The sequence below is a fragment of the Streptococcus pseudoporcinus LQ 940-04 genome (assembly GCF_000188035.1).
In the GTDB taxonomy this organism is placed as follows: Bacteria; Bacillota; Bacilli; order Lactobacillales; family Streptococcaceae; genus Streptococcus; species Streptococcus pseudoporcinus.
In genome coordinates, this window is sequence record NZ_AEUY02000005.1 from 65,220 (window position 1) to 90,932 (window position 25,713).

The following is a 25,713-nucleotide window of genomic DNA, read 5'->3' on the forward strand; positions in this document are numbered from 1 at the left end:
TTTCTTTTCAATAAAAAAAGCGACTGGAGTTTTTTCTTTTCCAATCGCTGATACTCTTGCTATTTAGTTTTCCTTAGTGGGACTTCTTATCCTTACCATCTTTCCTCCTGATTTTGAGTAATAAAAAAGCAGCAAATCTATGTTCTTTAGACTTACTGCACTCTTGTAATAACCGTTTCTCTATTTAATTTTGCTTTCCCTTTTCTCTTGATATATTCCTCAATATCAAAGGCATTTTTCTTATTAAAATCTTCAAGTAACTTGTAATTCTTATGCTTTGTAATATCAAATTTATCTGATAAAAACGGTCTTACACCTCGAAGCTGAAAAATACATTTACTACCATCCATAACCGTTATCTCGTCTTGGCTCATCAGCTCTTTTCCTGTCTTTTGATAATTGAGTCCATAACTATTGGCATTTGATCTTGTTTCCGATGTGTTATATAGGTCAATAGTTTCTTTACCCAAGGTTTCAGATAGCTCTTTAAGTGTTGTTTTCTCCTTTCCACCCAAGAATAGCGTGCTATCACAGTTACCTACAATCGTATCTGCATTATCCTTATATATCGCCTTTAACTGAGATTGTGCCTGCAAGATAATACTTGCTGAAATTTCTCTTGAACGGATTGTCGCAATCAATTTCTCAAACTTTGGAATTAAGCCGATATTCGCAAATTCGTCTAATAGACACCTTACATGAACAGGTAATCTTCCTCCATACTCATCATCTGCCTTATCACAAAGTAGATTAAATAACTGTGAGTACATGATAGACACCACAAAATTAAAGGTATCATCTGTATCAGAGATAATGACAAAAAGTGCTGTCTTTCTATCTCCAAGTGTATCAAGTTCAAGTTCATCTTCTTTCATCAAGTCCCTAAGCTCCTGAATATCAAAAGGAGCAAGCCTTGCACCACATGAAATAAGAATAGACTTCGCCGTTTTTCCTGCTGCCAGTTTATATTTCTTATATTGCTTAACTGCAAAATGACTTGGGTCTTTCTTTTCAAGAGCTTCAAAGAGCCTATCAATTGGGTTCATATAGGTTTCGTCATCTTCTCTGACTTCACTTGCGTCAATCATATCCAAAAGTGTCTTAAAGTTCTTTTCTTCTTCTGGTGCTTCATAATAGATATAACCGATAAGGGCAGTGTAATATAGCTTTTCAGCCTTTACCCAGAAATCTTCTCCTGCCTTTTCTCCATCTCCCTTGGTGTTGGCTATAATTGTTTGGACAAGCTTTAAAATATCTTTTTCACTTCTCAAATAAGCAAAGGGATTGTACTTCATACTCTTTTTGAAGTTGATGGTATTTAAGATTTTTATCTCATAGCCATTATCTTCAAGCATCTTCCCACACTCAATGACTATTGTTCCTTTTGGATCTGTTACGCAATATGACGAGTGCATTTGCATTAGGTTTGGCTTTACATAAAATCTCGTCTTTCCGGAGCCAGAACCACCAATAACAAGTACATTCTTATTTCTTGCATACTTTGGATTAGCAGGTCTGCCATTCATAGTTAATCGTTCTGTTTGAGTAAGCAAGATATTGTTTTGGAACTTTTCATCCACATACGGCTCTATATCTTTTCTCGTTCCCCATCGTGCTGATCCATACTCTTTCCCCTGTCTGAACTTTTTTGCATTTTTGCCTTTGGTATAGACAATAAATTTAATTATAGCTGCCACTCCTACGCCCATTAAAATATCAGCCACATGAATACTCGGAATAAAGCTCATGGTATTAAGTTCTAATATTCCTTGAAAGATTTTATCTATAACATCGCCACCCGTATAGGCTCTTACATGGTGAGAGAAGATATTGCCCACATAGAAAAATGCAAGATAGGGAATATTCTGCTTTAGAAACTTTGCCTTATCTTGCACCTTAAATAAGCCTTTGATGTCTTTTAGTATCTTATCTATCATAGGCTCTGCTCCTTTTGTTTATTCTTGACTTTATCTTTAGAAACAGTGTTCTTTGCCATCTCCTTGAACTTTTCTATGCTTTTATGAATGGACTCTTTCCTTTCCGTTTTCTTTTCCGATTCTGAAAGAGCATGTTTAAAGGCTTTATCCATTACTTTCATATCTTTCGCCTGAAAGAATACGGAGTATTTCCCGCTTTCTTTATCTTTCATCACAGAAAACTTTACCCCATATCTGTTCAGCTCTTTTTTCAGTTCCTTCAGCTCCGCTTCTTCTACCGGAATTTCTTCAAGCTGTCCCTTTTTAACCATATCTTTGAGCTTCACTTCATTTCCGTTAGCATTAACCAGCTTTTCCAGTCCTCCAAGTTTTTCAGCCTCTTTCATCAGTTTCTTTAATAAGTTCAGAATTAGCTTTCCTGTTACTTTAGCAGCTTTCACTTCCATGTTAAGCGTTTTTCTTGCGATTTCTTCATTGATCAAGTTCTCTCACCTCCAGTCAGTAATCTTTCTTTATTCCTCTTTAATTTTTCTTCCTGAATAACTTTTCTGTAATCTTCTCCAAGTACCATCACAGGAATACACATCTCGATAATTCTTGAGTAAATTCTTTGGTATTCCACACTCTCCGTACAGTTTTCAATTTGGCTGTATGAAAGATTTGTGGTAAAGATTGTTGGCTTGTGCTTTAGGTATCTGTTATTCACAATGTTATATACCTGCTCTTTGGCATAGCTTGTATCTCTTTCAATTCCTAAATCATCTAAGATGAGAACGGAAGTGTTTACAAGGGATTCTATATATGCGTTTTTATCAAGGTCAAATCCGCCTTTTTGCAGTTCGTTGATTATCTGTGAAAAGTTTCTAATCTTAACGCTTATCTGATACTGTTCAATCAGTGCATTGGCAATAGAGCAGGCAAGATAGGTCTTTCCGCTACCCACCGAACCATAAAACAAGAGTCCGATGTTTTCTTTTTTCATCAGTTCGTAATCTTTTACAAAATTCTTTGCGATGATAAGACTCTGATTTTCTTTTCCCTGATAGTTTTCAAATGTATATGCCCATTGAATCATGGATGTGAAGCAGATACTTTTTAATCTCTCGATTTCAAGCTGCTTTTGTCTTTCTTTTTCTTTTGCTTCTCTATCTCTATCGCATTTACAAGCTGTCTTAAATATCATCTGCTTTCCGAAAAAGTCTAATGCTTTTCCATCTTTTCTTTCATGGCACACTTTACAGTAGGCGTGTCCGTCTTTGATGTATTCTTTTTCAGGATTGAAGCTGTATTCCACATCTTCTATCATCACTTTCTCTAATTCTTTAATCATAAATGTACTCCCTTGTTATATTCCTCCCATGTAGGGATATTGGTTTTTTTCTTACTTCCCTGATCTTTATAAAACCAAGAAAGAATTGTTGCTTTATGGTCTTTATATGTCTTTCCGGTACTTTGAAGATAGGTTGATAATCTTTCAATGTAGTTATCAAGCTCTCCTGCCATTTTTATTTGTAATTCTCCTATATCTTCGTCCTTTAAAAAGACATTTTGAAATGTTCCAAGTCCGTTTTCTCCAAAACTATATTCTCTCTTACTATACTTACTCTTATTATTCTCTATATAGTTAGAGTCAACATTTTGAACTTCCTGAAGTTCATTTTCTTTACTTCTGAGGTTAAAATCTTTTACTTCTGAAGTTAAGTTTTTTGACTTCAAGAGGTCATCTTCTTTTACCGCTATTATGCTCATAAAATCTTTAACATAAATGACATTCGGCTTACCAAGCCCAAGCCTTACTCTTTCAATCAGTCCTATTCCTTTTTTGCTGTCTAACTCGTCCAATGTTTTTATGGCAGTAGGCTTTGAGATATTTCTTCTTCTCATAATTTCTTCAACAGTAAAATAGATAAATACTCTGCCTTCCTTGTCCACCCAGTTATTCTTAAAGGACATTCCTGTGCGTTTCAAAAGCATGGAGTATAGGATAATGGCTTCAGCAGACAGTCCCTTAAATTCTTCTCCGTCTACTAATATTTCAGGCACTTTCAGAAAGTTAAATCTTTCCGCTTCTCTGTTATAGAAATAGTCAAAGTCCATGCAAGATCACCTCCCTCCTTAAAAATTTGCAAAGAAAAAGACGATAGTTTTTTCTTCTATCGCCTTTGGTAACCATTTTTATGAAATTTTTTAGATTGATTTTATTGCTTCATTGATACCTTGTAAAAAAGCTATAACTGTTGCTCCAACCATCGGTATTCCGTATGGACTAACTAAGAATCCTAATATCAATGCTTCGATTCCGATGGTAACTTCTTTTTGCAGAAAAGATGCAATTGCTCCAAATATGCAAAAAATCATCAGCAAATACAGTAGGGCTGTTCCGATACCAAGTAGAAATGTCAGAAATGCAGTGAGGATACTTAACACCAAGCTAATTGGAAACAAGATTATTTTTATTATCCATCTCATCATTTAGTAGTCCTCACTTTCTAAAGCATTCTTTGTATCTCCACACACCATATCAATGCAAACATTCACATCAATATAATTTTTTAAGACTTTTTTTCGTCCTCCCTCTCCGTCTTCTACAAATACATAATGCTTATAAAACTGCTTAAAATGCAGTATTTTCACGATTTCACTCTTTGTATCAACGCTATGCACTCGACGTGATGGGTATGTGGGAAAAGATCCACTGGTTGGGCTTTTATGAGATTGTAGCCGAGTTCTTGGTAGTGCTTAATATCACGGGCCATAGTAGCTGGGTTACATGACACGTAGGTGATTTTCTTTGGTGCCATAGCTGCGCTTGCTTTGATAAAGCTTTCTGTCAAGCCTTTGCGAGGCGGATCAACTAGGATGACACTTGGCTTGATGCCTTCTTTGCTCCATTTTTCCATGGCTGCTTCTGCGCTGCCGACAAGAAATTCTGCGTTGCGGATGCCATTTCTCTCAGCATTTTTTCGAGCATCTTTGACTGCGGCTTCTATCACTTCGACACCGTAAACTTTTTTGACCTTTTTAGCAAAGGACAAGCCGATAGTTCCGATACCAGAATAGGCATCAATAACCACATCGTCAGCACTTAAGTCTGAAAAATCAATAGCTGTTTGGTAAAGTTTCTCCGCCATGACGGTGTTGACTTGATAGAAGGATTGAGCGGAAATCATATAATCATTGCCTAAGATGCTATCTGTGATATAGTCTTGTCCATAGAGTACTTTGAAGTCTTTACTAAAAATAGCATTGCTATTTTGATCATTGACGTTTTGCATAATGGAGACAACTTGTGGGAAGGCTTCGGTAATGAGTTGGACCATTTGCTCTACACGGAAAACTTTTGGTCGGCTAGTGACAAAGACTAACATCATTTGACCAGAATAATGACCACGCCGGACAACCAAATTTTTAATCAAACCAGACTGATCTGCTTCATTGTAAGGACTAACTTGAAAGCGGCGTAAGAGGTTGCGAACGAAGAGGATTAGTTTATCAATTTCCTTATCTTGAATGTAAAAGTCAGAGATAGGCAATAAATCATGGGAATTTTTTCTAAAAAAACCTGTTTCTAACTGCCCATTCACCCGTCTCACTGGGATTTGTGCCTTGTTACGATAGGCATAGGGCTGCTCCATGCCAATAGTTGGTAATAGCTCAACTGCTTTGATACCAGCTGTTTTATAGAGATTATCTTTAACTTGTTTAGCTTTGAAAAGCAGTTGCTCTTCGTAAGCTAGGTGCCCAAAGTCTGCGATACCCGTTCTCAAATAGGCAAGGTCAAGATTTTCATTTCGATGTGGGGATTTTTCCAGATAGTCTTCAACTTTACCAAAACCAATTTTTTTATTGAGTTTTAATACGCGCATAGTAATGCGTTCTGTTGGCAAGGCATTTTCCACAAAAAAGACAAAGCCATCCACTTTGGCTATCCCTGAGCCTTGATGACTTAAATCTTCAATAACTACTTCAACTATATCGTTTTTCTTTAACATTATTTTTCCTTTTCTTTGGGGGGTTGGCACTAAAAAAGAGCAACCTTAGTTACTCTTCATTATAACATACTTTAACGTAATCCCATTTTTGATAATTTTTTCTGGTATTTAGCAAAATCAATGTATAGGGCTTGACCACCATACATATCAAATTCATCCACCCAATCGCCTTGAGCTGGGATAGTGACATGCTCCATCTTTGCTCCGGAAGTTACGGAACTTAAACCTTTTTGAAGGATAAAACCAGAAGGAACATTGGTTGAGGTCAAAGCATAAAGCTTCCCAATAGCTGCTGATCCTGTAAATAATTTAACTGGATCTTTGACTTGTGACATGATAGCTGTCATAACTTGTTGTTGTCTTACTGTCCGGCCATAGTCTCCATCATCATCTTTTCTGAATCGCGCATAATTAAGGAGAGTTCGACCGTCCATGCGTTGTTCACCAACTTTGATAGTTTGTTCTGGTACAACTCCGTTTTTCATGCGTAAGTCATCTGGCACTTCAACAGAATTTACAGCTTCTCCAGAAATAGTTGCAAATTTTGCATTTATTTTAACACCATTTGGGAATAAGGTATCGATAGCCTCTGCAAACGTTTCAAAATCAACCATCATATAATATTTTACATCAATATCAAAATTGTGCTTTAAGGTCTTACGGACCATTTCTGCACCCTTATGGCCATCTTGTTCTCCAAAGTTAAAGGAAGAATTCAATTTGAGGTCGTAAGAGTCATTATTGTTATAACTATAGCCTGGGATATTGACTAAGGTATCGCGCATAAAGCTAACCAGCTTAACCTTTTTGTCTTCGTTGCCAATATTAAGGACCATGATGGTGTCCGTTCTAGCATCCTCGGATTTTTGTGTCACACGTTGGTCTGAGCCTAAAATCAAGATATTGGTTCCATTTTTAGTGTCAACACCATTGAAAGTTTCTGTCACTGCAGGCTTGTACTTGGCTTTATTAGTGGAAATATCAAAATAACCTTTTGCAAACATAAAAAGGACACCGGCTATCAGTAAGATCAAAACGAATGCCAAAATCTTAAGATTCCTTTTTAGCTTTCCTTTTTTCTTTGGCTTTTTAGTTTTTTTACGAGCACCAGCTTCTGGATTATTATAGGTTTCGTATAAAGCACTTTCTTGCTCAAAATTATCAGGAGCTAGCACTTCTTCTCGCTTAAGCCTTTGATGACGTTTGGAGCTACGAGACATTGGCGGTTGACTGGGGTAAATAGGTAAACCGCTTGGCAAGGTTTCTTCTGCTTGGTAAACACCATTAGCGTTGCTATCCTTCTCGACTTGCCTTTCTTGGTAATGGTTGGAAGCAGAAAAATCCTGAAAACGCTGGTTCTCAAATGCCCTTTGCGTTTCAGGTTTGTAAGGATAAGAGGTCGATCTCTCCGATATTTTAGCTTCCATTTTGGCTTTTAAATAGCGGTACTCTCTCATCTCATTTTCACTTAGATAATTTAAATTCCTCAGTAAGTAAAAATACCTTAGTTCTTCGTGGTGGGTTAAACCTTTTTTTTCATCTCTTACCATATCTATCTCATTTGCTTAAACTGTATTTCTCTCTCAACTACTTCAATAGTTACTATTATAACTTAACTTATCCAACTTGTCTGTGAAAAATTCTTTTTTAAGACTTATCATAGCAGTCTTGCCTTTCTCTTATCACTTTTCAAAAGACATCATTTGCTTATTAAATGCTATTGATAATACGCACAATTTCTTCAGGAGTTCTATTGTCAACATTAATAATCAAATCAGAAAGGCCTTCATAAAGGGTCATCCGTCGTTCAAAAATACCATGAAAATCTTCTTTCGAATTATTTAGAAATAGAGGCCGTTGAAAGACTTTGTCTTTTTTAATGCGATCATACAGAACATCAAAAGAAGCTGACAGCAAAATATTATTTTTTCGATTTTGACGTAAAAGTTCACGGTTAGATTGACTGATCACGACACCACCTCCTGTTGAAATGATATAATCTCCTTTCATACTCATCAATTCTGCTAGCAAAGCTGATTCAATTGCTCGAAATGCGGCTTCGCCATGATGGGTAAAAAAGTCCGTAATAGGCATTCCAATCCTATCTTCGATTATCACATCCATGTCCAAAAAATGCTCATCTAATAGAGAACCAATTGTTGTTTTTCCTGCTCCCATGAAGCCAAGTAATACTTTAGTCATCTTGTAGCCTTTCTAAATCTGCAAAGAAATTAGGATAACTAGTCGCAATAGCTTCTGCGCCTTTTAAAGTCATTGTCCCTTTTTTGACAAGAAGAGCAGCAATAGCAGCCATCATTCCAATACGATGATCCATTTGTGCATCTGCTTGACAAGCTACTAGCTCTTGACCGCCCGTGATAATCATCCCGTCAGCTTTCTCTTCAACCTTTGCGCCCATTTTTTTGAGAATGTCAGCTACCACTGCTATTCGATCTGTCTCTTTTAGCCTAAGTTCAGCAGCATCTTTGATAACCGTTTGTCCCTTTGCCTGTGTTGCTAAAAGAGCTATAATTGGAAGTTCATCTATCAATCGAGGAATTAAAGTACCTGAAATTTCGGTAGCTCTCAATTCAGAATAAGTAACTCTAAGATGGGCTGATTGATTCTTACTATCGTAGTTTTCAATAGTGACCTGTCCTCCCATATTTTTGATAACCTCTAGGATACCTGTTCTAGTTTCATTGATCCCAACATTTTCCAACCTAATATCTGACCCAGGTATTATTAATCCCGCTACTAGCCAAAAAGCTGCACTGGAAATGTCTCCTGCTACTTTAATTTTCTGCCCCTTTAAAGGCTGTGGCCCTTGGATAGTTATTTCTTTTCCTAACTGGTGAACCTGACCACCAAAAACCCTGATCATTTCTTCTGTATGATTACGTGTAATGGCCTTTTCAACTAGTTTGGTTTGCCCCTTAGTTTGTAGGGCTGCTAACAGGATCGCTGATTTTACTTGTGCTGAAGCCACAGGTAAATGATAAGTGATTGCTTTAAGATGTGACTGACCTTTTATGGTAATAGGTGGTTGTTTAACAGGTCCTTGGCCTGAAATCTCAGCTCCCATTAATTCTAGTGGGATAGCAACCCGGTCCATCGGTCGCTTGCTCAGGCTGGCATCACCTTTTAGGGTCACAGTCCAATCTTGACCAGCTATAAGCCCACACAAGAGTCTAATGGACGTCCCTGAATTCCCCATATCAAGGGGTTCTTGGGGTCTTTTAAGGCCTGAAAAACCTTGTCCATGAACAATGACCTTTTGATCTGTCTCTTCTATTAAAACGCCCATTTTTCGAAAAGACGAGATGGTTGCATTAACATCATGACTCTTTAAAAGTCCTTCAATTTCTGTAGTTCCTTCTGCAATTGCTCCAAAAATAATGGCTCGGTGACTAATTGATTTATCACCAGGCATTGTTAAGCACCCGCGTAAAGGTTTAGAATCCGTTGTGAGTTTCATGCTTTCTCCTTGTCCAATCCCTAACATTCTATCATATCTGTTTTGGAAGTTCTAGCATAAAAAAAAGCTAGAAAGACTATATCATCTTTCTAACCTTTAGTTTCATCTTTGTTTTCTTTATCTGTTTTTTTCTTGCCAAAAAGGCGTTCCATAATAGAAGCTACATTTCCCCTTCTGCCAACCAATTTACCTTGGTCAAGCTCTTGATAAGTGGCATTACATATGGCACCAAAGATCAAAATCCGAGCTAAAAAGATGAACCATAGCATGATGATGAAGATCATAATTGACCCAAACATTTTGATATCTACCATCCGCTCAACACTGTGGACAACATAATTGGCAAGCATGTTACTCATAAAAGTCATAACAAAAGCAGTCAAAAAGGTCCCAGGTAATATGTAACGAATTTTACGTATTTTAACATTTGGTAACAGAAAATATAAAACCATAATGCCGATAAAAATGATGACGATGGTAATGGGTTGAATCAGTAGTAAAAACAGTGACGTGATGTTATCACTTAAATGATAGTGTTTGTCGATAACTTGAATAGCTGCCTTTGAAAAGGTTGAAAAAATCAAAACAAATGTTAATAGAAAAAGAATAAAAACACTGATTAAGAGACCAATGATATGACTCACTAAAAAATCACGGTGCTGAGAGGCGCCATAAGCTTTATTAATTGCCTTTTGCAGCGATGTCAAACTTCTTGACATTGTCCATAAACCAGCTAGGGTGGCCATTCCCAAAATACTACCAGCAGGCTTTGAAAATATATTAGTGACAATAGATGCTGCTGGTTTATAGATATCAACTGGCAAACTTTGCTTCATCAAATTTAGCAAGTCAGAAATATCAATATTTAAATAGGGAAAAATATTTGCTGCAATAATAATCAGAGGGAAAACCGTTAAAATAAGGTAGTAGGCCACCGCAATTGAAGACAAATCCATCTCCGCACTGGCAAAATGTTTCATAAAAGCTTGAACAGGTTCATATTGCCATTTTTCCATTAGTCTGGTAAAAAGGTTTTTCTTTTTTTCCATTTTAGTAGGTTCTTTCTTCTCCTTGGCTAGTTAAGATAACAGGACCATCTTTTGTAATGACAAATTGATGTTCATATTGACAGGATAAGCCCCCGTCTAAGGTTTTATGTGCCCAGCCAGTTTTCATATCCGTATCAATTTCCCAGGTTCCTGTATTAATCATTGGTTCTATGGTTAATACCATACCTTCTTTTAAGCGTAAACCGCGTCCAGCCGTACCAAAATTTGGTACCATCGGTTCTTCATGCATCGTTGGCCCAACACCATGTCCGACCAAATCACGGACAACACCATAGCCATGACCTTCAGCGTAAGCTTGGATAGCAGCCCCTATATCGCCAATACGATTACCAACCTGGGCCTTTTCAATACCAATGTACATTGCTTCTTTTGTGACGTCCATCAATTGTTGCACTTCTTTAGATGCTTTACCCACAGCATAGGCCCAACATGAGTCCGCCAAGCCGCCATTGTAGGTCTGAGTCACTTTTTTCATTTGAGCAACATCATTGAAGTCTAATGATGCCACATCAATAACTGATTTGTCTAGGGGCATACTAAGGACCATATCAACTTTGAGCAAATCGCCATCTTTTAGAAGATAGTGTCTTGGAAAAGCGTGTGCTACTTCATCATTTAGGGAACAACAGGTTGCATAGGGATAATCCATCATATGTCCATCAACACCAATCTGTAAGGGTAAAGCGTTTTCTTCTTTACAACGTTTACGCACATATTCTTCAACTTCCCACATATCAACACCGGGTTTAATGATCTGCCGTAGGCCAATGTGAATACTTGCTAAGAAATCTCCCGCAATATCCATTGCCTCGATCTCACGCGCAGATTTTAATGTTATCATTTATTGAATCTCCTTATTTAGTTATATTCTTCTTAGTTAATTTTACTGGTAATAACCGCTTTAGCGACTATCTGACTATTGACATAAATCTCAAAATCTAGGACACCACTTCTTCGGTTTTCAGTAATAATTTTAGGATAAATTTTTAATTGATCCTCAATTTGAGCGGCATGTAAAAAGTATATCATCATTTGTTCAATAATGATATTTTTTTGATATTTTCTTGTAAAGACCTTTAGTGTGATTTCTTTCAAGATTTCCGAGATAATTCCTTGAGCGAGATTGCCAGTACTGTCAATCATATTAGGTTCAACAACCAGTTGGAAATAGTGATTGTATTCTTCCAGTTCAGATACTATTTGTTCACTATAGGTATGATGAGCAATAGAGGGACTGTTTTTCAGATTATCCATCGCCAACCGACGAGTAATAACACCAATAACTCGGCTATCATCATCCACCACAGGCAACATGTTTAAATCTTCAAAAATCATTTTCTGACCAACATTAGCTAGACTCGTTTTGGGAGAAACAAAAATCGGGTCTTGCGACATCACTTCTTTAAGAGTTAGCTGTCCTGATTTGCCAACAATATCTCGCATGCTCACTACACCAACAAGTTGATAATCCTGATTAATAACAGGGAAACGGACATTATTTGTTTCTTTAGCCAAACGACTAAATTGTTCAATTTTGTCTGTTTCGTAAAGTTTACCATAGTCACTTAATGGAATTAGGCTATTTTCCACTGTTTTCAGATCTGTCTTGATTCTAAAATTCAAGAGAGCGTGATTTATCAAGGTTGCAACCGCAAAGGTATCGTAATGTGTCACCATAACGGGGATCCCTAGTTGATTAGCTGTTGAAAGAACACGATTTGAGATTGGAAAACCACCGGTAACTAAAATAGCATTGTGATTTTTCAAAGCTAATAATTGAATTTCCTCACGATCCCCAACAATAAGCAGACCACCTTTAACCAAATAACGGCCAATATTTTTCTCAGTCATGGCACCAATTGAAAATTTACTAAATTCATGGCTCAAACCAGAATGCCCTGCCAAAACTTCTGAATTACTGATACGAGCAATCTCCGTATAGGTTAATTTATCAATACGTATACGATTTTTGCGCTCAACCCTAACTGTCCCACTTCGTGGCTTCGTTTCAACAATACCACGATTCTCGGCTTCTTTTATGGCGCGGTAAGCAGTCCCATCACTAACCTTTAAATGGTTGGAAATACTGCGAACACTGACACGTTTGCCAATAGCCAGTTTCTCTAAATAGTCTAAAATTTCCTGATGTTTACTCATGATAGTCACCTTTTGTTATTTGGTATTCCAGATAATCCCTTACTTTATGGGTATAACGATCACTGCCTTTAAAAGCACGTTTTAATGAAAAGGATGCGGCCTGTGCAACCTTTTGACTAGCAACATTTTCTTTATGAGTCACAATCCTCAGACACTTGAAGCTCAACTCCTCAAAGGAAAAGGCAAGTAAATGCCTAACCGCTTCTGTCATATAGCCTTGACCCCGATAAGGCCTGCTTAAAAAATAACCAAGCTCAGCCGATGCACTGCTGATTACGATATTTTCAAACTTGATAAAACCAATCATCTCTTGCTGATTCTTTTCTGCGATAGCCCAGCAACCTAGCGGTTTTTTCAAAAAAGCATGTGTCAATAGGTAATCACTTTCTGATCTGGTTGCCACTGCTGGAAAAATAAAAGACAACTGACTAGGATCTGATGCAAACTCAAAAAAAGCATCACTATCAAAGTAGGTTATGGGGCGTAAATATAAGCGTTCGGTTTCAATCAGAGATAGTCGTGCTAACTGTGTCCAAAACTCCATAAAATCCCCTTCTTTTCGCCTAATTTGAGATAATTATAACAAATTTTTTCTTTATTTACTATAACAGTTTGCAAATAGTAAGCAACTGTATTAATTTCTAAAAAAGAACCCTTTCTATAAAGAGTTCTTTATCATATAAGAGTTACTTTTGTCGCCAAATATGGGTATCGATAAGGCCACAATAGGCATCTACAGGTGAAACCCCTTTAAATTCCGATTTTCCAGCCAGCTTTTCATATAAGGCAGTCATCGTATTAGGCATACCGTCATAAGCATTAATATAAGTTCCCACTTGAGGCATATCAGCTAACGCGAATGGGTGCTGTACAGAAACAACAATGGTTGGAACTTCATGAACGTAAAAAGGCTGATCTGGTGTGCCTTTGGCAGCTGGCCAAATGATACGTTGAGTTGTTCCCCCAGAATTAACATCTACAAGATTAATAATCAAGTCATAATTATCTGTTATCGCTGAAATTGGGCGTTTTGAGGCATAAACATTTTGGATAGCGGCTGCTTGCTCTGATTCTGGTAATTTCTTAATGCGTTCTTCTGTATTTTCCCAAATAGAAACCTCGTGTCCAGCCTTCTTTAGTAGTTCTTTCAAGGTATCTGAAGCACGTTTTTTACCAGAATTAATAAGGGCACCAAAACCACCCTTGTAGCCATCTACTTCTACTATCAAGATCCGTTTATAACGTTCTGGTGTTACTGGGAAGATCGCTTTTTGCTTATCTTTAACAAGGGTGATTGCTGCATCAGCAACCTGATTAGAAATCCTTTTCGCTTCTTCTGTATTGATCAAAGCCATTGCTTCGTCTTTAGAAAGCATGATTTGCTCACGGCAATTGTCATACTTGTGCAAGCCTAAGCGGGCCTTTAATCCTAAAGTTCGACGTAGCGCATCATGAAGGCGTTGATCAGAGAGAATACCTTTTTCATAGCCTTCTTTCATCCATGCTAAATCTTCGTCAGGATCATTAAAGAATAAAAAGAGATCACAGCCTGCTTCAATGGCAGTCGGTAAAAGCTCACGGCGTGGCATTGATGATGTCATCCCTACCATGTGTGATGCATCGGTTACAATCGCACCGTTATAGCCCAATTCACCTCGTAATAATTCATCCAACAGTGTTTTATTTAAGGAAGCTGGAAGCATGTCATCAAAGTCCCGCTCTGGATACATTTCTTTTTCGACATTAGGCAAGTGAATGTGACCAGCCATAATACCTGGTAAACCTGCATCAACCATTTCTCCATAAATTCGACCAAAGCTTTCCATCCATTCTGCTTTGGTCATGGGATTTGAAGCATAGGACAAATGATGATCACGTTCATCAATCCCATCACCTGGGAAATGTTTTGCAAATGGTATAATATTATGTTCCATAATACCGCGCATATATTCTTTAGATAAAGCGATAACTTGGTCAACATCACTAGCCCAAGTACGGTTAGCAATAATGGGATTACGCCAGTTACGGCTCAAGTCCATAATGGGTGCAAATGAAGCATTACACCCCACTGCTGAAGCCTCTAATCCTGCAATTCGACCTAGTTCATAGGCATATTTAGGATCATTTGTAGCAGCAATCTTTACTTCATCACCAATTTTAGTGCCGTCAGTTACTGCACCATTACCACCTGATTCTGTATTGGCAGCGATAAGCATCGGAATTTTTGATTTGGTTTGTAAAATGTAATTTTGCTCCCAAATATCTGCTGCAGGGCCTGGTGCATAACGGACAGCAGCAAATTTATAGTCTGTCATAACTTGACTTAAATACTCTTCTGTACGGCTACTGCCCATATTAACAAACAATTGTCCAATCTTTTCATCAAGTGTCATTGAAGCGATTGTTTTTTCAACCCAATCAATAGCTTCCCGATCAAGATTGTATGGTTTTTTACTTAAGTCTACTAAATGTGTCATATTGCTATCCTTTCTAACTATTGCATTATTGTAAATTTTTCCAGAATTTCTCTTTTAATTGGGCTAGTTCAAGGTCATCTAAGCCATTGCTGATAAAGAGATCTGCGAATTTTTCTGTCAGCGCCAACCAAGAAGCTTTTTCTTGACCAACTAAAATCGGATAAAAAGATACTTGGTTCATTTCTGCTGCGGCCAAATCTCCTGGAGAGTCACCAATCATTAGGATTTTTGATTGATCATAGCCCTCACTTATCAGTTGAGCAATGACATCTTCTTTCTTCCCACGATCTTGACAATAGAGGTCAGCAACATAAGGAATTAACCCCTGGTCCTTCCACTCTTCTTCTACAGCTTCTTTGTTAGCTGAACTAACAACAAAGACCTGTCCAACCTGACCTAATTTTTCTAGAGCCTTTTTTGTACCCTCAAAGGCTAAAGCTTGACCTTCATAACTTTTAATATGATGATTAACTTCATTTGACCATTGCAAGGCTTTGATTAAATCCTGACTAGCTTCCTTAGCAATCTCTGCTTCTAGAGACTGATTTGACAATGAGTTTGTCGTTTCAACCCAATTTTTTAAAGCTGTAATACCAGAAACCCCAGCATATTCCAACCCCATTACCAAACCAACAAATCGGTTCACCCCTCTCGTTTCAGAAAAGAGATTAATGCGATCCCATTCTTGCAAAAATATTTCTTTATCATTAACTTCAAAAATGTCTGCAGCTAAAGGGCCAAAAAACAACTGGTGTTTATAGGTCATGGTATCCATAGCACAACCATCTGAATCCACACAAAAGACATAGTTTTGCTGTTTATTTGTCATATGAACCTCCAAATAGTTACGTGTAGACTAATCGCCACACAATAGTATGTCTTGATCTTTTTACTCTCTAAACAAGGTAAAAAGGTCTCTATGCACGTGACCTTTCCCCTTAAATCTGACTAGTAAATCAAGAACAATCGAATAATCCTTAGACTGGCTCTTAGACACCAGAGTAAGCGGCAAAGCCACCATCAATTGGTAGGACAACTCCATTAACAAAACTTGCTGATTTTTCATCAGCTAGGAAGAAGAGTCCACCAATAAGCTCTTCAGCCTCTCCAAATCGTCCCATCGGTGTGTTATTAATGATTTTTTCAGCACGGGCTGTTGGTTCACCAGCTTCAGAGAATAATAAACTACGGTTTTGATTAGTAACTAAGAAACCTGGAGCAATAGCATTACAACGGATACCAACCTTAGAGAAATGAACAGCCAACCATTGCGTAAAATTACTAATGGCTGCTTTAGCTCCTGAATAGGCTGGAATTTTTGTTAGTGGCGTAAAAGCATTCATTGATGAAATGTTAATAATATTAGCACCAGGTCGGCCAACCATATCCTGAGCAAAAACCTGTGTTGGAAGTAAGGTTCCAAGATAGTTTAAATTAAATACAAAACTGATACCACTTTCATCTAAATCAAAGAAAGATTTTGTTTCAGATGGTAAATCAACCTCATGAAATTCATTATCAGTTGTTGCTTTAGGAGAGTTACCACCCGCACCATTAACTAGAATATCAGTCGGACCTAAATCCTTAAGGACTGCTTGACGAACTTCTTCTAGGTTTTCTTTTGAAAGCACATTAGCCTTATAGGCTTTTGCAATGCCACCTTCTGCTGCAATCTCATCAACAAATTTTTGTGCTGCATCTTGGTTTAAATCTAAAAGCGCAACTTTAGCACCGGCTTTGGCAAACTCTTTAGCCATAAAACCACAAAGGACTCCACCTGCACCTGTAACAACGACAACCTTATCTTTAAAATCAATTATTCTAGACATATTCTTTCCTCTCTTACCTGACTCTTGCCAATTAAACACGCTTAGTTATGACCCACTGTTTTGTCTCTTATTCCAAAATCGGGCATTTTCCCTTCAGCTCTCATATTTGCCTCATACAAACCATTAAAGTAAGTTGCTCCAAGGGCACGATCAAAAAGTCCGTAACCCGGTGTTTTGGTTTGATCTCCCCAAATGCGACGACCATGATCTGGACGAAGTGCTCCCTGCCAATCATAATTAACTAAGAGTTTAACAATAGCGTTCATATCAATATCTCCAGCTTGAGACAAATGAGCTGTTTCTTGGAAGCCCCAATCACCAGCAGTCACATTGCGCGTATGCATAAAGTTGATACGGTTACGTTTTAAGGCGTACTCAGTCATGGCAATGACGGCATTTTTAGGATCTGACGCGTAAGAACCCACACACATAGTAATACCATTATTCTCTGAATCATAAATATCAAGGAAACGTTCAATAGCCGCTTGCCCTGTAATGATACGAGGAAGCCCAAAAATACCATATGGAGGATCATCAGGGTGGATGGCCATTTTAACACCAGCAGCTTCAGCCGTCGGCATAATAGCTTTGATAAAGTATTCCAAATTAGCCCACAGGTCTTCTTCTGAAATATTATGACGGTAATTTTCAATAATAGCCTTCATTTCTTCTTTTGAATAAGAGGAATCCCATCCCGGTAAATTTAAATCATCAGCCACCGGATCCACACCTTCCAAATCTGATTTCAGAAAAGCCAATGAGGTTGAACCGTCTGGAAGAGGATGATTAAGGTCTGAACGTGTCCAATCAAAGACTGGCATAAAATTATAACAAACAACTGGAATTCCAGCTTTTCCCACATTTTTAATTGACGTCTTATAATTCTCAATCAATTCATCTCGGTTAGCTTTCCCCTGTTTAATATCTTCATGGACAGGAATAGACTCAATAACCGTGATCTCAAGACCTGCATCCTCTACCATTTTCTTTAGCTCAAGAATATTTTCCAAGGGCCAAGCCTGACCAACCGGTACATCATAAACAGCCGTTACAATTCCTTGCATTCCTGGAATAGCTTTGATTTCTTGAAGCGATACAGGATCATTTTTCCCGTACCATCTAAATGACATTTTCATTGTTTTCCCCTATTTCTTAGTTCTTAAAGTAAGCTTGCGCATTGTTATAAGCAATATCCTGAACCATCTGACCAAGTGCTTCATAATCCTCTGGAACCTCGCCTTGGCTGATCCATTGGCCAATGTAGCTTGCAAGTATCCGTCTGAAATAATCATGACGTTGATATGATAAGAAGCTACGCGAATCCGTTAACATACCAACAAAATTAGCTAACATTCCTTGCTCTGCCAAAGCATCCATTTGACTAATCATACCAAGCTTGGTATCAGCAAACCACCAGCCCGCACCAAACTGAAGGTAGGATTTGATCCCAGCTTCATTAGCCTGGAAATTAGCAAGTGTATTAGCTACTGTAATGTTATAACTTGGATTTAAGTTATACCAAATCATTTTTGGTAAACGATCAGTTACACTCAAATGATCTAAAAGACGATTCATATTAACTGCCAACGCAGTTTGATCACCCATAGAATCTATTCCAATATCAGCACCAAGTTTATGATAGAGGACAGAATGATTATTACGAAGAGCTCCAAAATGAACTTGAGTAACAAAGCCATAAGCTTTATAAAGTCGACATAACTCTGAAAAAACAGCTGTTTGCCATTGACGAATAGCATGTTGGCTTACTTGTTGGTTTTGGATACCTTTTTGGAGCAGACAGTCAAGTTCAGACTCTTCAGCACTTTCGAAGACAATTTCTGTAAAACTGATATCACTCGCTTTACAACCGTGGTCTGCAAAATAAGCAACACGATCTTCCAAAGCACTAACGAATGTTTGGAAATCTGTAATTGTTTTGCCTGTTAATTGACCTAAGTCTTCAACAAAGCTTGAAAATTGCCCGTGCTCAATAAATGCTTGATCTGGTCTAAAGGTTGGAGCAACCACAGTTGAGAAGGTCTCATCATCAGCTAATTTTTGATGCCATTCCAAATCATCTAGAGGATTATCTGTTGTTCCAATAAAAGTTACCTTACTATCAGCAATTAATTTTCTTGGGCTGATCTGATGCCTTACTAAATACTCATTCAGTTGATGATACATCTGTTCGGCATTGGCTTGTGTCAATGGTTCACTGATACCAAAGATGTTTTTCAATTCCATTGCTGACCAGTGATAAACGGGGTTTCCGTAAGCTCTTTCGATCGTTCTTGCAAAGGCTTTAAATTTAGCTAATTTGCTAGCAGAGCCTGTAATGTCCTCTTCTGAAACACCATTTGCTCGCATGAGTCGCCACTTGTAATGGTCGCCGCCCAGCCATAAATCAACAATATTATCATAAACTTTATCCTCGAAAATTTCTTTCGGATCTAAATGACAATGATAATCAAAGATTGGTTGATCCTTAATCTGACTATAAAGCTTTTCGGCTGCTTCATTTTTCAGCATAAACTTATCATCGTTAAAAACCATACATTTCTCCTTATTCCTTAAGAGCTGAAACAAATGCCTTAGCAATTTCTGTGACGCTTTGGTAGCCTTGACTTGCTACATTCTTTGATAATGCTGATCCGATTCCAACTGCGACGGCTCCAGCTTTTTTCCATTCAGCAACATTCTCTATAGCCACGCCACCTGATGGCATGAGTTCAACTTCTGGTATTGGACCATGGATATCTTTTATAAAGCCTGGACCTAAAATACCGCCAGGGAATAATTTAATAATAGGGCATTGAGCTCTCATAGCTGTTACCACCTCTGTTGCGGTAGCACACCCCGGAAAGTAATAGACATTCTTATCAACTGCTAAGCTTGCAATAGCTGCATCAAAGTGAGGACTAACCAGAAAACGCGCCCCAGCATCAATAGCTTCCTTGGCCAAGTCAGTTGTCATTACTGTTCCAGCTCCAATGACAACATCTTTACAATCCTTAAATTCCTCAGACAAATCTGTAATCACCTGAGCTGCATTAGGTGTTGAGAAAGTTATTTCAATATTACGAATACCACCTTTAATAGCGTATCGAGAAATAGTGATTGCATCAGCTTGATCCTTACCGCGAACTACGGCAAAGAAAAAATTATTTTTTAAGATGTCTAACATTTCAGCCTCCTATTTTGTAATCGTTACCATAAATACATTATAGAAGTCATCAGATGAATTGTCAAGAATTTTACATTAAAAAACGAAAAAAAGATCAGATCAACTAATCTTCTTTTCGTGTTTTATCACTTTTTAGAGGAGGGTAATCCTTGGATATCGATTTTCTTATCAAACCAATCATTCAAAACTGACTGTCTTACTGTAAGAATATGAGACATCATACCATCGTAGGCAGCAATAGGATGCCTTGATTGAATGGCTTTTAAAATGTTTCGGTGCGCTTCAATACTTGTTTTTTTCATCTGACGATTTGTATAGTCTTCATTGATGATTTGAATAGATTGGTTAATGACTGGAATTAAACTGGAAACAGCAATATTACCACTCATATCTGCAATCATACTATGAAACTTGACATCTAATTCAAGATGGATGGGATCGTTTGCCTCCAATGCTTCTTCAATGGCATAAACAACTTCTTCTAAGCGTTTGATATCCTCATCACTAGCAAATTGGGCTGCTCTTTCTGCAATTCGGGGTTCTAGCAGATAGCGCAACTCAAATAAATCGGTTGTTAATTTCACACGATCCTTAACAAAGGCGAAGCCAAAAGGATCCTCTGCAACACCTTTCTTGGAACTAATATAAGTACCCGACCCCTGCCTAACTTCCAAAATATTTCGAGCAGCAAGGCTCCGAACAGCTTCACGTACCGTGCTTCTTCCGACATCAAGATCTTGCGCTAGTTCATACTCATTTGGAAGCTTAGCCCCGATAGGGTACTCACGTTCTAATATTAAATGCAATAAGCGCTCAGCTGCTTGTTCTACTAAGGGCCTAGCCATTTGATCACCTCTTCCCATTTATCTATCTCTATTGTACACTATTTCTTTTTGTAATGGTAATTAGGGATGGCTCTCCAGCGTTCTTTAAAATCTCTGACAACTTGTTTAGGCTGACGATTCCTTGAAAAAAGCCCCTTATGATTCCCCTGAACACGTAAAAGCATCAAGTTAGTTTCAAAATCAGCAAAATTCCATACTTGCTCCCCAACTAAGTTCGGTAGGCTGTCAAAAACCCTATGGGACATCTCATAAAAAGCCGATTGAAACTCTTCTGTATAAGGAATATCCCAAGAAGAATGTAATCCTGGCAGTGTATCTGCTCCGTATTCTGTCATGATAATTGGTTTTTTAGGGAACTTTTCTTGCCAAGCAAGCAATTCCTTGCGTAGTCCATCCTCCCCTTTTTTCAAATCTCCATGGTCAACATACCAGGCATAATAGCGATTTAGGCAGATAACATCAACCAAATCCATAACCTGATCTTTATCAGGAGTAGCCATCATAATGTTAACCAAAGTTACTGGCCGTTTTTCTGGGTCTAATTCTCTATATAACTGAACTAAAGGCTCGAAATAATCGTGAGCACCTTCTTCATGACTAGCAGGTTCATTTGCCACAACCCACATGACTACGGAAGGGTGATTTTTGTCGCGTTTAACTAGCTCTCGAATAGCTTGCTCATGCGCTTCTTTAGTCTTCATGACATTCCAAGTTCCATTATCTTTATCATCTAAGTCAAGGGAAGCCATAAAGTTGTGGAATAAGCCTACAGCAGGTACTTCATTAATAACTAAAATGCCCATTCTATCTGCCAATCTCATCATCTCCTCAGAATAGGGATAGTGTGACGTTCTGAAAGAATTAGCTCCGATCTCTTTTAAGAGATTTAAGTCCATTAAATTAGCAGCCTCATTAAGGCCACGCCCATTAATAAAAGTATCTTCATGCTTTCCAAACCCTTTAAAATAGACAGGTTTATTATTAATTAAAAATTGCGCCTCTTTCACCTCAACCTTACGCAGGCCAAACCTTTCTTCAAAGACATCAACTAGCAGACCATGGCAAAAGGTTTCAATACGCGCTGTATAAAGATAAGCGTCTAAAACCTCCCACAAGCGAACCTGCTCCAAATGAATATGATTCATTGATGTTTCCGTAAGGATATGTTTATCCTCATCCAAGATGGTAATTTTATAAGAATCAATAGATTTACTGGTAGTAAAAGCAATTTCTATATCCGCAGATTTTAAATCATCTGAAAGAACAGACTTAATGGCAATATCAGAAATATGATTTTTAGGTCGAACAATTAATTTCACTGGTCTATGAATACCTGCATAGTTAAAAAAGTCAAAATTTTCCTTAACTATTTTTTTAACCGAACCATCTTCATTAACTTCTTCTGAGTAATTACCAACAGGTAGCGTGGTCTTGTCTAAACAATTATTAACACAAACCGAAAGTTTGATGTGACCTGCTTGATAAAAACTATCCGGAATAACAATTTCAAAAGGCGTAAATCCTCCCCTGTGCTCTCCTAGAAACGTTCCATTAACATAAACTTTAGCCTGATGGGTAACTGAACCAAAGCGAATGACTAATTCTTCAGTATCTGATACAGACGGAAGATCGACCAAGCGCTCATACCAAAAGTCCCCAATGTAGTTTCGTTTGTCTTTATCAACAATAACATCATTAAAAGAACTAGGGACAACCATTAGTTCCTCTGAGCTTAATAGCCTTTGTGGATCATGATCTCCTAAAGTAAAGTTCCAAACCCCACTTAAATCGTAAACCCTTCTTGTCTTTGTCAATAATGGATATAACATCCTTTTTCTCCTTATCTTTTTATTTCATGCGAATCTGAATATAATAATTGTTCAATATCGTGGTTGGTAACGATATTAATATCGCCTTCAATCGTATGTTTAAATTTAAAACAAGCCATAGCCGTTTCAAGGACTAATTGTGGTTGACTATCACTCAATAAACCATGTATTAATCCCGCAGTAAAAGCATCACCAGTCCCCACACGATCCAACACTTGAATACCTGTTTTCTCAGTTTTATATAATTTTCCATCTTGAAAGAGAAATGCTTTTAATTGGTATTCATTAGTATGTGTACTTTCTCTCTGAGTAAAGGCTACTGATTCTAATTGATATTGATTCCTAATTTCTTCCACAATATGGAATAAGAGCTTTTCATCACAATACGGTCTTGCCAGACCTAATTCGTCTTTCAAATCTTTACTTTCACCTTCTAGAACAATTGGTTCAATACCAACACAAATATTAGCCAAGCGTAAAAGTGATGATAGTTTTTGACGTGCTTGTTGAAAAGAGTCCCATAAGCTAGCTCTAAAATTTAAATCAAATGAGATTTTTACCCCTAGAGATTGTGCTTTTTTCATCAAAAATTCAGTAATAGCATATAATTCTTCTGTTAGAGCAGGTGTAATCCCCGACACATGAAACCAATCCACTCCGTCAAAAACAGCTTCAAAATCAAAATCTGCCAAACGACTTTCCCAAAAAGCAGAATATTTACGATCATAAGTTACCCTACTAGATCTGATTGAAAACCCTTTTTGGTAGAAATACAAGCCAAGTCGGTCACCCTTTTTTATCATAAATTCTTGTCCAATTTGTTTTGAAAACAAAAATTGTTCTGTCATACGTCCCAGATCATTGTCAGGGATAGCTGAAATTAAAGAAACATTATGACCTAATTGTGCAAGCGTTGCTAAGACGTTTAATTCTGAACCTCCAAACTGACAATCCAGCTGGTTAGCTTGGGTTAAGGTTTGATATTGTGGTGGACTTAATCTCAGAAGAATCTCACCCAAAGAAAGTACTTTTGCCATAAAAACTCCCTAACTATTCTTCAAAAAAGGAAACAGCGGTACCATTGGTACAGCTGTTCCAGTAAACTAATCTTTATTAATAGGATATTGAGTCACATCGACATAATCCATATCAGTTAATGGAACGTTTTTAGCAATGGCTTTAACACGTTCATCACTTGAAGCTGATTTCATGATTTGAATTTTTTCTTGAATACGAACCATTTCTTCTTTATCAAGTTTATAGAATTTCATCAATACTAAAGCTACTAATAAAGAGATAAATGGAATACCTACTAATAAGATAATTGTAGCCATTTTCAACTCAGGTGTCAAAGGTGTTTCCATCGTTGGATAAGCCTTAGAAAAGCCAATTGTTGCTAAAATCGCACCAACCACCATTGGAGCAAAAGAGGATGCGATAGAATCTGTTAATGAGAAAATTGTTCCTATCATACCAGAAACATAGCGTCCTGATTCAGAGGTTTCATAGTCAGAGATATCAGCACCCATAGTTAAAACAAGCCCTGCTGGCGCTTGGCTAATGTAACGAGCACACATATAAGTGATTATAAAACAGATTGTATAGAGATTAATATTTGTTAAACTTAAAGACCCTTGCTTACCAAAGTAGAGCACCACACCAAATGCAAGAAGAGAGATTAGGGCTAATTGCAATGATCTAACATAAGAGAATCGTAAGCCTTTTTTACGAGCAATGTTTGAAATCACGATATTGAGGAGCACTCCTGGAATAACAAAGAGCAATGAAAAGTGTCCTGATAAGGCATAATTACCAAAAAGAATACCATATAGCATTACCATAACGACAGAATCACCAAAGAATTGAACAGTGAATTTTACCAAAGCGGCAGCTAAAGAGAGAACCTGTAACGGTTTATTCCCTTTAATGACTTTCCAGTAATCCTTTAATTGCGTTTTCTGTGTATTTTCCCCAAGTCCAAAAAATTCTTTGCGGTCTTTTGACCAAATACCGATAACTGCGAGGGTAGCCAATACTGCGGAAATAATAATAGTGCCATAAATAAGGGCATTGAAGAATTGAGGAGTGAAATTACCAAATTTTGGTACTAAGAATGACGAAACAACAAACTGTCCACCTGTCATTAGCGAGGTTGTCATAACAGCATCTACGATATTAAAGATTGGGCGTTGCTTTGGATCGTTAGTGAGGGCTGTTTGTCCTGCTTTAGTAATGGTTTGTTGCATAGAGTAACCAATTTTATGAATAATTAAAACAATGACAAATAATGGGAAGCGGATGGATTGATCGACATTACTTAATGCTAATAGTAAAAGTAAAGATAAGGCGGTAATTATATTTCCTAAAATTAAAATAGGACGGTACTTACCAAATTTTGTTTCCGTTTTATCAATAACAATACCGATAGCAGGGTCAATAAAGCCATCAAATATACGAATGTAACCCATAATTTGACTAACAAAAATAGCTGCTAGACCTAAAATCCCCGTTGAAAAGTAAGTCACAAACATAAATGTAAACAGATAAATATTTGTGGATGCATTATTAAGAGCAAAAAGAACTAATTCCCAAACTTTTGCTCGATTATAACTTACCACTTCTTCCCTGTATTCAATTGTTTTCTCCATCAGAGAAACCTCCTTTTTCACCACCACTTTTGGAAGCGTTTTTATTTACCACCTTATAATACTATTCATCTGATGTATTGTCAATATAAATTTAGAATTTTTATATTATTTCCCCTATTTTTTTATTTTATTAGATATAATACTTATAATATGCATTTATTTAGTTTAATTCATCTGATAACTTAAAAGTGATTATTACATTAAAAAAGAAGTCAAATGTGTTATTGACTTCTCAAAACAAGACAGATTATTTCAAACAAATTCTAA

The 25,713-nt window shown here is 37.4% G+C and carries 24 protein-coding genes; all 24 read right to left on the minus strand.

The genetic code is table 11. The features are described 5' to 3' along the window. Positions 1 to 152: 152 nt before the first annotated feature. Positions 153 to 1,937, minus strand: coding sequence for a VirD4-like conjugal transfer protein, CD1115 family (locus STRPS_RS01765; protein ID WP_007896201.1), 1,785 nt, complete (start codon positions 1,935 to 1,937; stop codon positions 153 to 155). Next, positions 1,934 to 2,419, minus strand: a complete 486-nt coding sequence (locus STRPS_RS01770; RefSeq protein WP_007896479.1) for a PcfB family protein — start codon at positions 2,417 to 2,419, stop codon at positions 1,934 to 1,936. Before STRPS_RS01770 ends, STRPS_RS01765 begins: the two co-directional genes overlap by 4 nt. Then, positions 2,416 to 3,267 carry an ATP-binding protein gene (locus STRPS_RS01775; protein ID WP_000588833.1) on the minus strand — a complete coding sequence of 284 codons (852 nt, stop codon included), beginning with the start codon at positions 3,265 to 3,267 and terminating at the stop codon, positions 2,416 to 2,418. The genes STRPS_RS01770 and STRPS_RS01775 overlap by 4 nt, the downstream gene beginning before the upstream one ends. Next, complete coding sequence (locus STRPS_RS01780; protein ID WP_007896428.1) at positions 3,264 to 4,034, minus strand: replication initiator protein A; 771 nt, start codon at positions 4,032 to 4,034, stop codon at positions 3,264 to 3,266. The genes STRPS_RS01775 and STRPS_RS01780 overlap by 4 nt, the downstream gene beginning before the upstream one ends. Before the next feature lie 90 nt (positions 4,035 to 4,124). After that, a complete protein-coding gene (locus STRPS_RS01785; RefSeq protein WP_126476003.1) occupies positions 4,125 to 4,406 on the minus strand; it encodes a CD1845 family protein in 282 nt (93 codons plus the stop codon). 3 nt (positions 4,407 to 4,409) lie between these two features. Continuing rightward, positions 4,410 to 4,571, minus strand: coding sequence for a hypothetical protein (locus STRPS_RS10680; protein WP_001843395.1), 162 nt, complete (start codon positions 4,569 to 4,571; stop codon positions 4,410 to 4,412). Continuing rightward, on the minus strand, positions 4,568 to 5,929 hold the full coding sequence (gene rlmD / locus STRPS_RS01790) for a 23S rRNA (uracil(1939)-C(5))-methyltransferase RlmD (protein WP_007894741.1): 1,362 nt from the start codon (positions 5,927 to 5,929) through the stop codon (positions 4,568 to 4,570). The genes STRPS_RS10680 and rlmD overlap by 4 nt, the downstream gene beginning before the upstream one ends. Positions 5,930 to 6,000: 71 nt before the next feature. Beyond that, positions 6,001 to 7,479: an LCP family protein gene (locus STRPS_RS01795; RefSeq protein WP_007894610.1), complete on the minus strand. Its 1,479-nt coding sequence runs from the start codon at positions 7,477 to 7,479 to the stop codon at positions 6,001 to 6,003. Between the two features lie 160 nt (positions 7,480 to 7,639). Then, positions 7,640 to 8,131: a shikimate kinase gene (locus tag STRPS_RS01800; protein ID WP_007894705.1), complete on the minus strand. Its 492-nt coding sequence runs from the start codon at positions 8,129 to 8,131 to the stop codon at positions 7,640 to 7,642. After that, positions 8,124 to 9,407 carry a 3-phosphoshikimate 1-carboxyvinyltransferase gene (aroA, locus tag STRPS_RS01805; RefSeq protein ID WP_007894812.1) on the minus strand — a complete coding sequence of 428 codons (1,284 nt, stop codon included), beginning with the start codon at positions 9,405 to 9,407 and terminating at the stop codon, positions 8,124 to 8,126. Before aroA ends, STRPS_RS01800 begins: the two co-directional genes overlap by 8 nt. Positions 9,408 to 9,496: 89 nt before the next feature. After that, complete coding sequence (locus STRPS_RS01810) at positions 9,497 to 10,456, minus strand: YihY/virulence factor BrkB family protein (RefSeq protein WP_007894663.1); 960 nt, start codon at positions 10,454 to 10,456, stop codon at positions 9,497 to 9,499. Position 10,457: 1 nt separating this feature from the next. After that, entirely contained in the window at positions 10,458 to 11,318 is an 861-nt protein-coding gene (locus tag STRPS_RS01815; protein WP_007894795.1) for a methionyl aminopeptidase, read from the minus strand. A gap of 32 nt (positions 11,319 to 11,350) precedes the next feature. After that, complete coding sequence (gene spxR, locus STRPS_RS01820; RefSeq protein WP_007894805.1) at positions 11,351 to 12,634, minus strand: CBS-HotDog domain-containing transcription factor SpxR; 1,284 nt, start codon at positions 12,632 to 12,634, stop codon at positions 11,351 to 11,353. Then, positions 12,627 to 13,178: a GNAT family N-acetyltransferase gene (locus STRPS_RS01825; RefSeq protein WP_007894734.1), complete on the minus strand. Its 552-nt coding sequence runs from the start codon at positions 13,176 to 13,178 to the stop codon at positions 12,627 to 12,629. Before STRPS_RS01825 ends, spxR begins: the two co-directional genes overlap by 8 nt. Before the next feature lie 142 nt (positions 13,179 to 13,320). Continuing rightward, entirely contained in the window at positions 13,321 to 15,111 is a 1,791-nt protein-coding gene (locus STRPS_RS01830; RefSeq protein WP_007894687.1) for a glycoside hydrolase family 3 protein, read from the minus strand. A 25-nt stretch (positions 15,112 to 15,136) separates the two neighbouring features. After that, positions 15,137 to 15,940 carry an HAD family hydrolase gene (locus tag STRPS_RS01835; RefSeq protein WP_007894774.1) on the minus strand — a complete coding sequence of 268 codons (804 nt, stop codon included), beginning with the start codon at positions 15,938 to 15,940 and terminating at the stop codon, positions 15,137 to 15,139. A 160-nt stretch (positions 15,941 to 16,100) separates the two neighbouring features. Next, positions 16,101 to 16,940 (minus strand): SDR family oxidoreductase, encoded by an 840-nt coding sequence (locus STRPS_RS01840; RefSeq protein WP_007894659.1) that lies wholly within the window; start codon positions 16,938 to 16,940, stop codon positions 16,101 to 16,103. A 41-nt stretch (positions 16,941 to 16,981) separates the two neighbouring features. After that, positions 16,982 to 18,076: a mannonate dehydratase gene (locus STRPS_RS01845; protein WP_007894802.1), complete on the minus strand. Its 1,095-nt coding sequence runs from the start codon at positions 18,074 to 18,076 to the stop codon at positions 16,982 to 16,984. 16 nt (positions 18,077 to 18,092) lie between these two features. Further along, entirely contained in the window at positions 18,093 to 19,493 is a 1,401-nt protein-coding gene (uxaC, locus tag STRPS_RS01850) for a glucuronate isomerase (RefSeq protein WP_007894640.1), read from the minus strand. Positions 19,494 to 19,503: 10 nt separating this feature from the next. Continuing rightward, a complete protein-coding gene (locus STRPS_RS01855; protein ID WP_007894662.1) occupies positions 19,504 to 20,124 on the minus strand; it encodes a bifunctional 4-hydroxy-2-oxoglutarate aldolase/2-dehydro-3-deoxy-phosphogluconate aldolase in 621 nt (206 codons plus the stop codon). 125 nt (positions 20,125 to 20,249) lie between these two features. Then, positions 20,250 to 20,969 carry a FadR/GntR family transcriptional regulator gene (locus tag STRPS_RS01860; protein ID WP_007894661.1) on the minus strand — a complete coding sequence of 240 codons (720 nt, stop codon included), beginning with the start codon at positions 20,967 to 20,969 and terminating at the stop codon, positions 20,250 to 20,252. A 38-nt stretch (positions 20,970 to 21,007) separates the two neighbouring features. Further along, on the minus strand, positions 21,008 to 22,798 hold the full coding sequence (uidA, locus tag STRPS_RS01865) for a beta-glucuronidase (protein ID WP_007894844.1): 1,791 nt from the start codon (positions 22,796 to 22,798) through the stop codon (positions 21,008 to 21,010). Between the two features lie 11 nt (positions 22,799 to 22,809). After that, positions 22,810 to 23,835: a sugar kinase gene (locus STRPS_RS01870; RefSeq protein ID WP_007894683.1), complete on the minus strand. Its 1,026-nt coding sequence runs from the start codon at positions 23,833 to 23,835 to the stop codon at positions 22,810 to 22,812. Between the two features lie 66 nt (positions 23,836 to 23,901). Then, on the minus strand, positions 23,902 to 25,446 hold the full coding sequence (locus STRPS_RS01875) for an MFS transporter (protein WP_007894723.1): 1,545 nt from the start codon (positions 25,444 to 25,446) through the stop codon (positions 23,902 to 23,904). Positions 25,447 to 25,713: the final 267 nt, after the last annotated feature.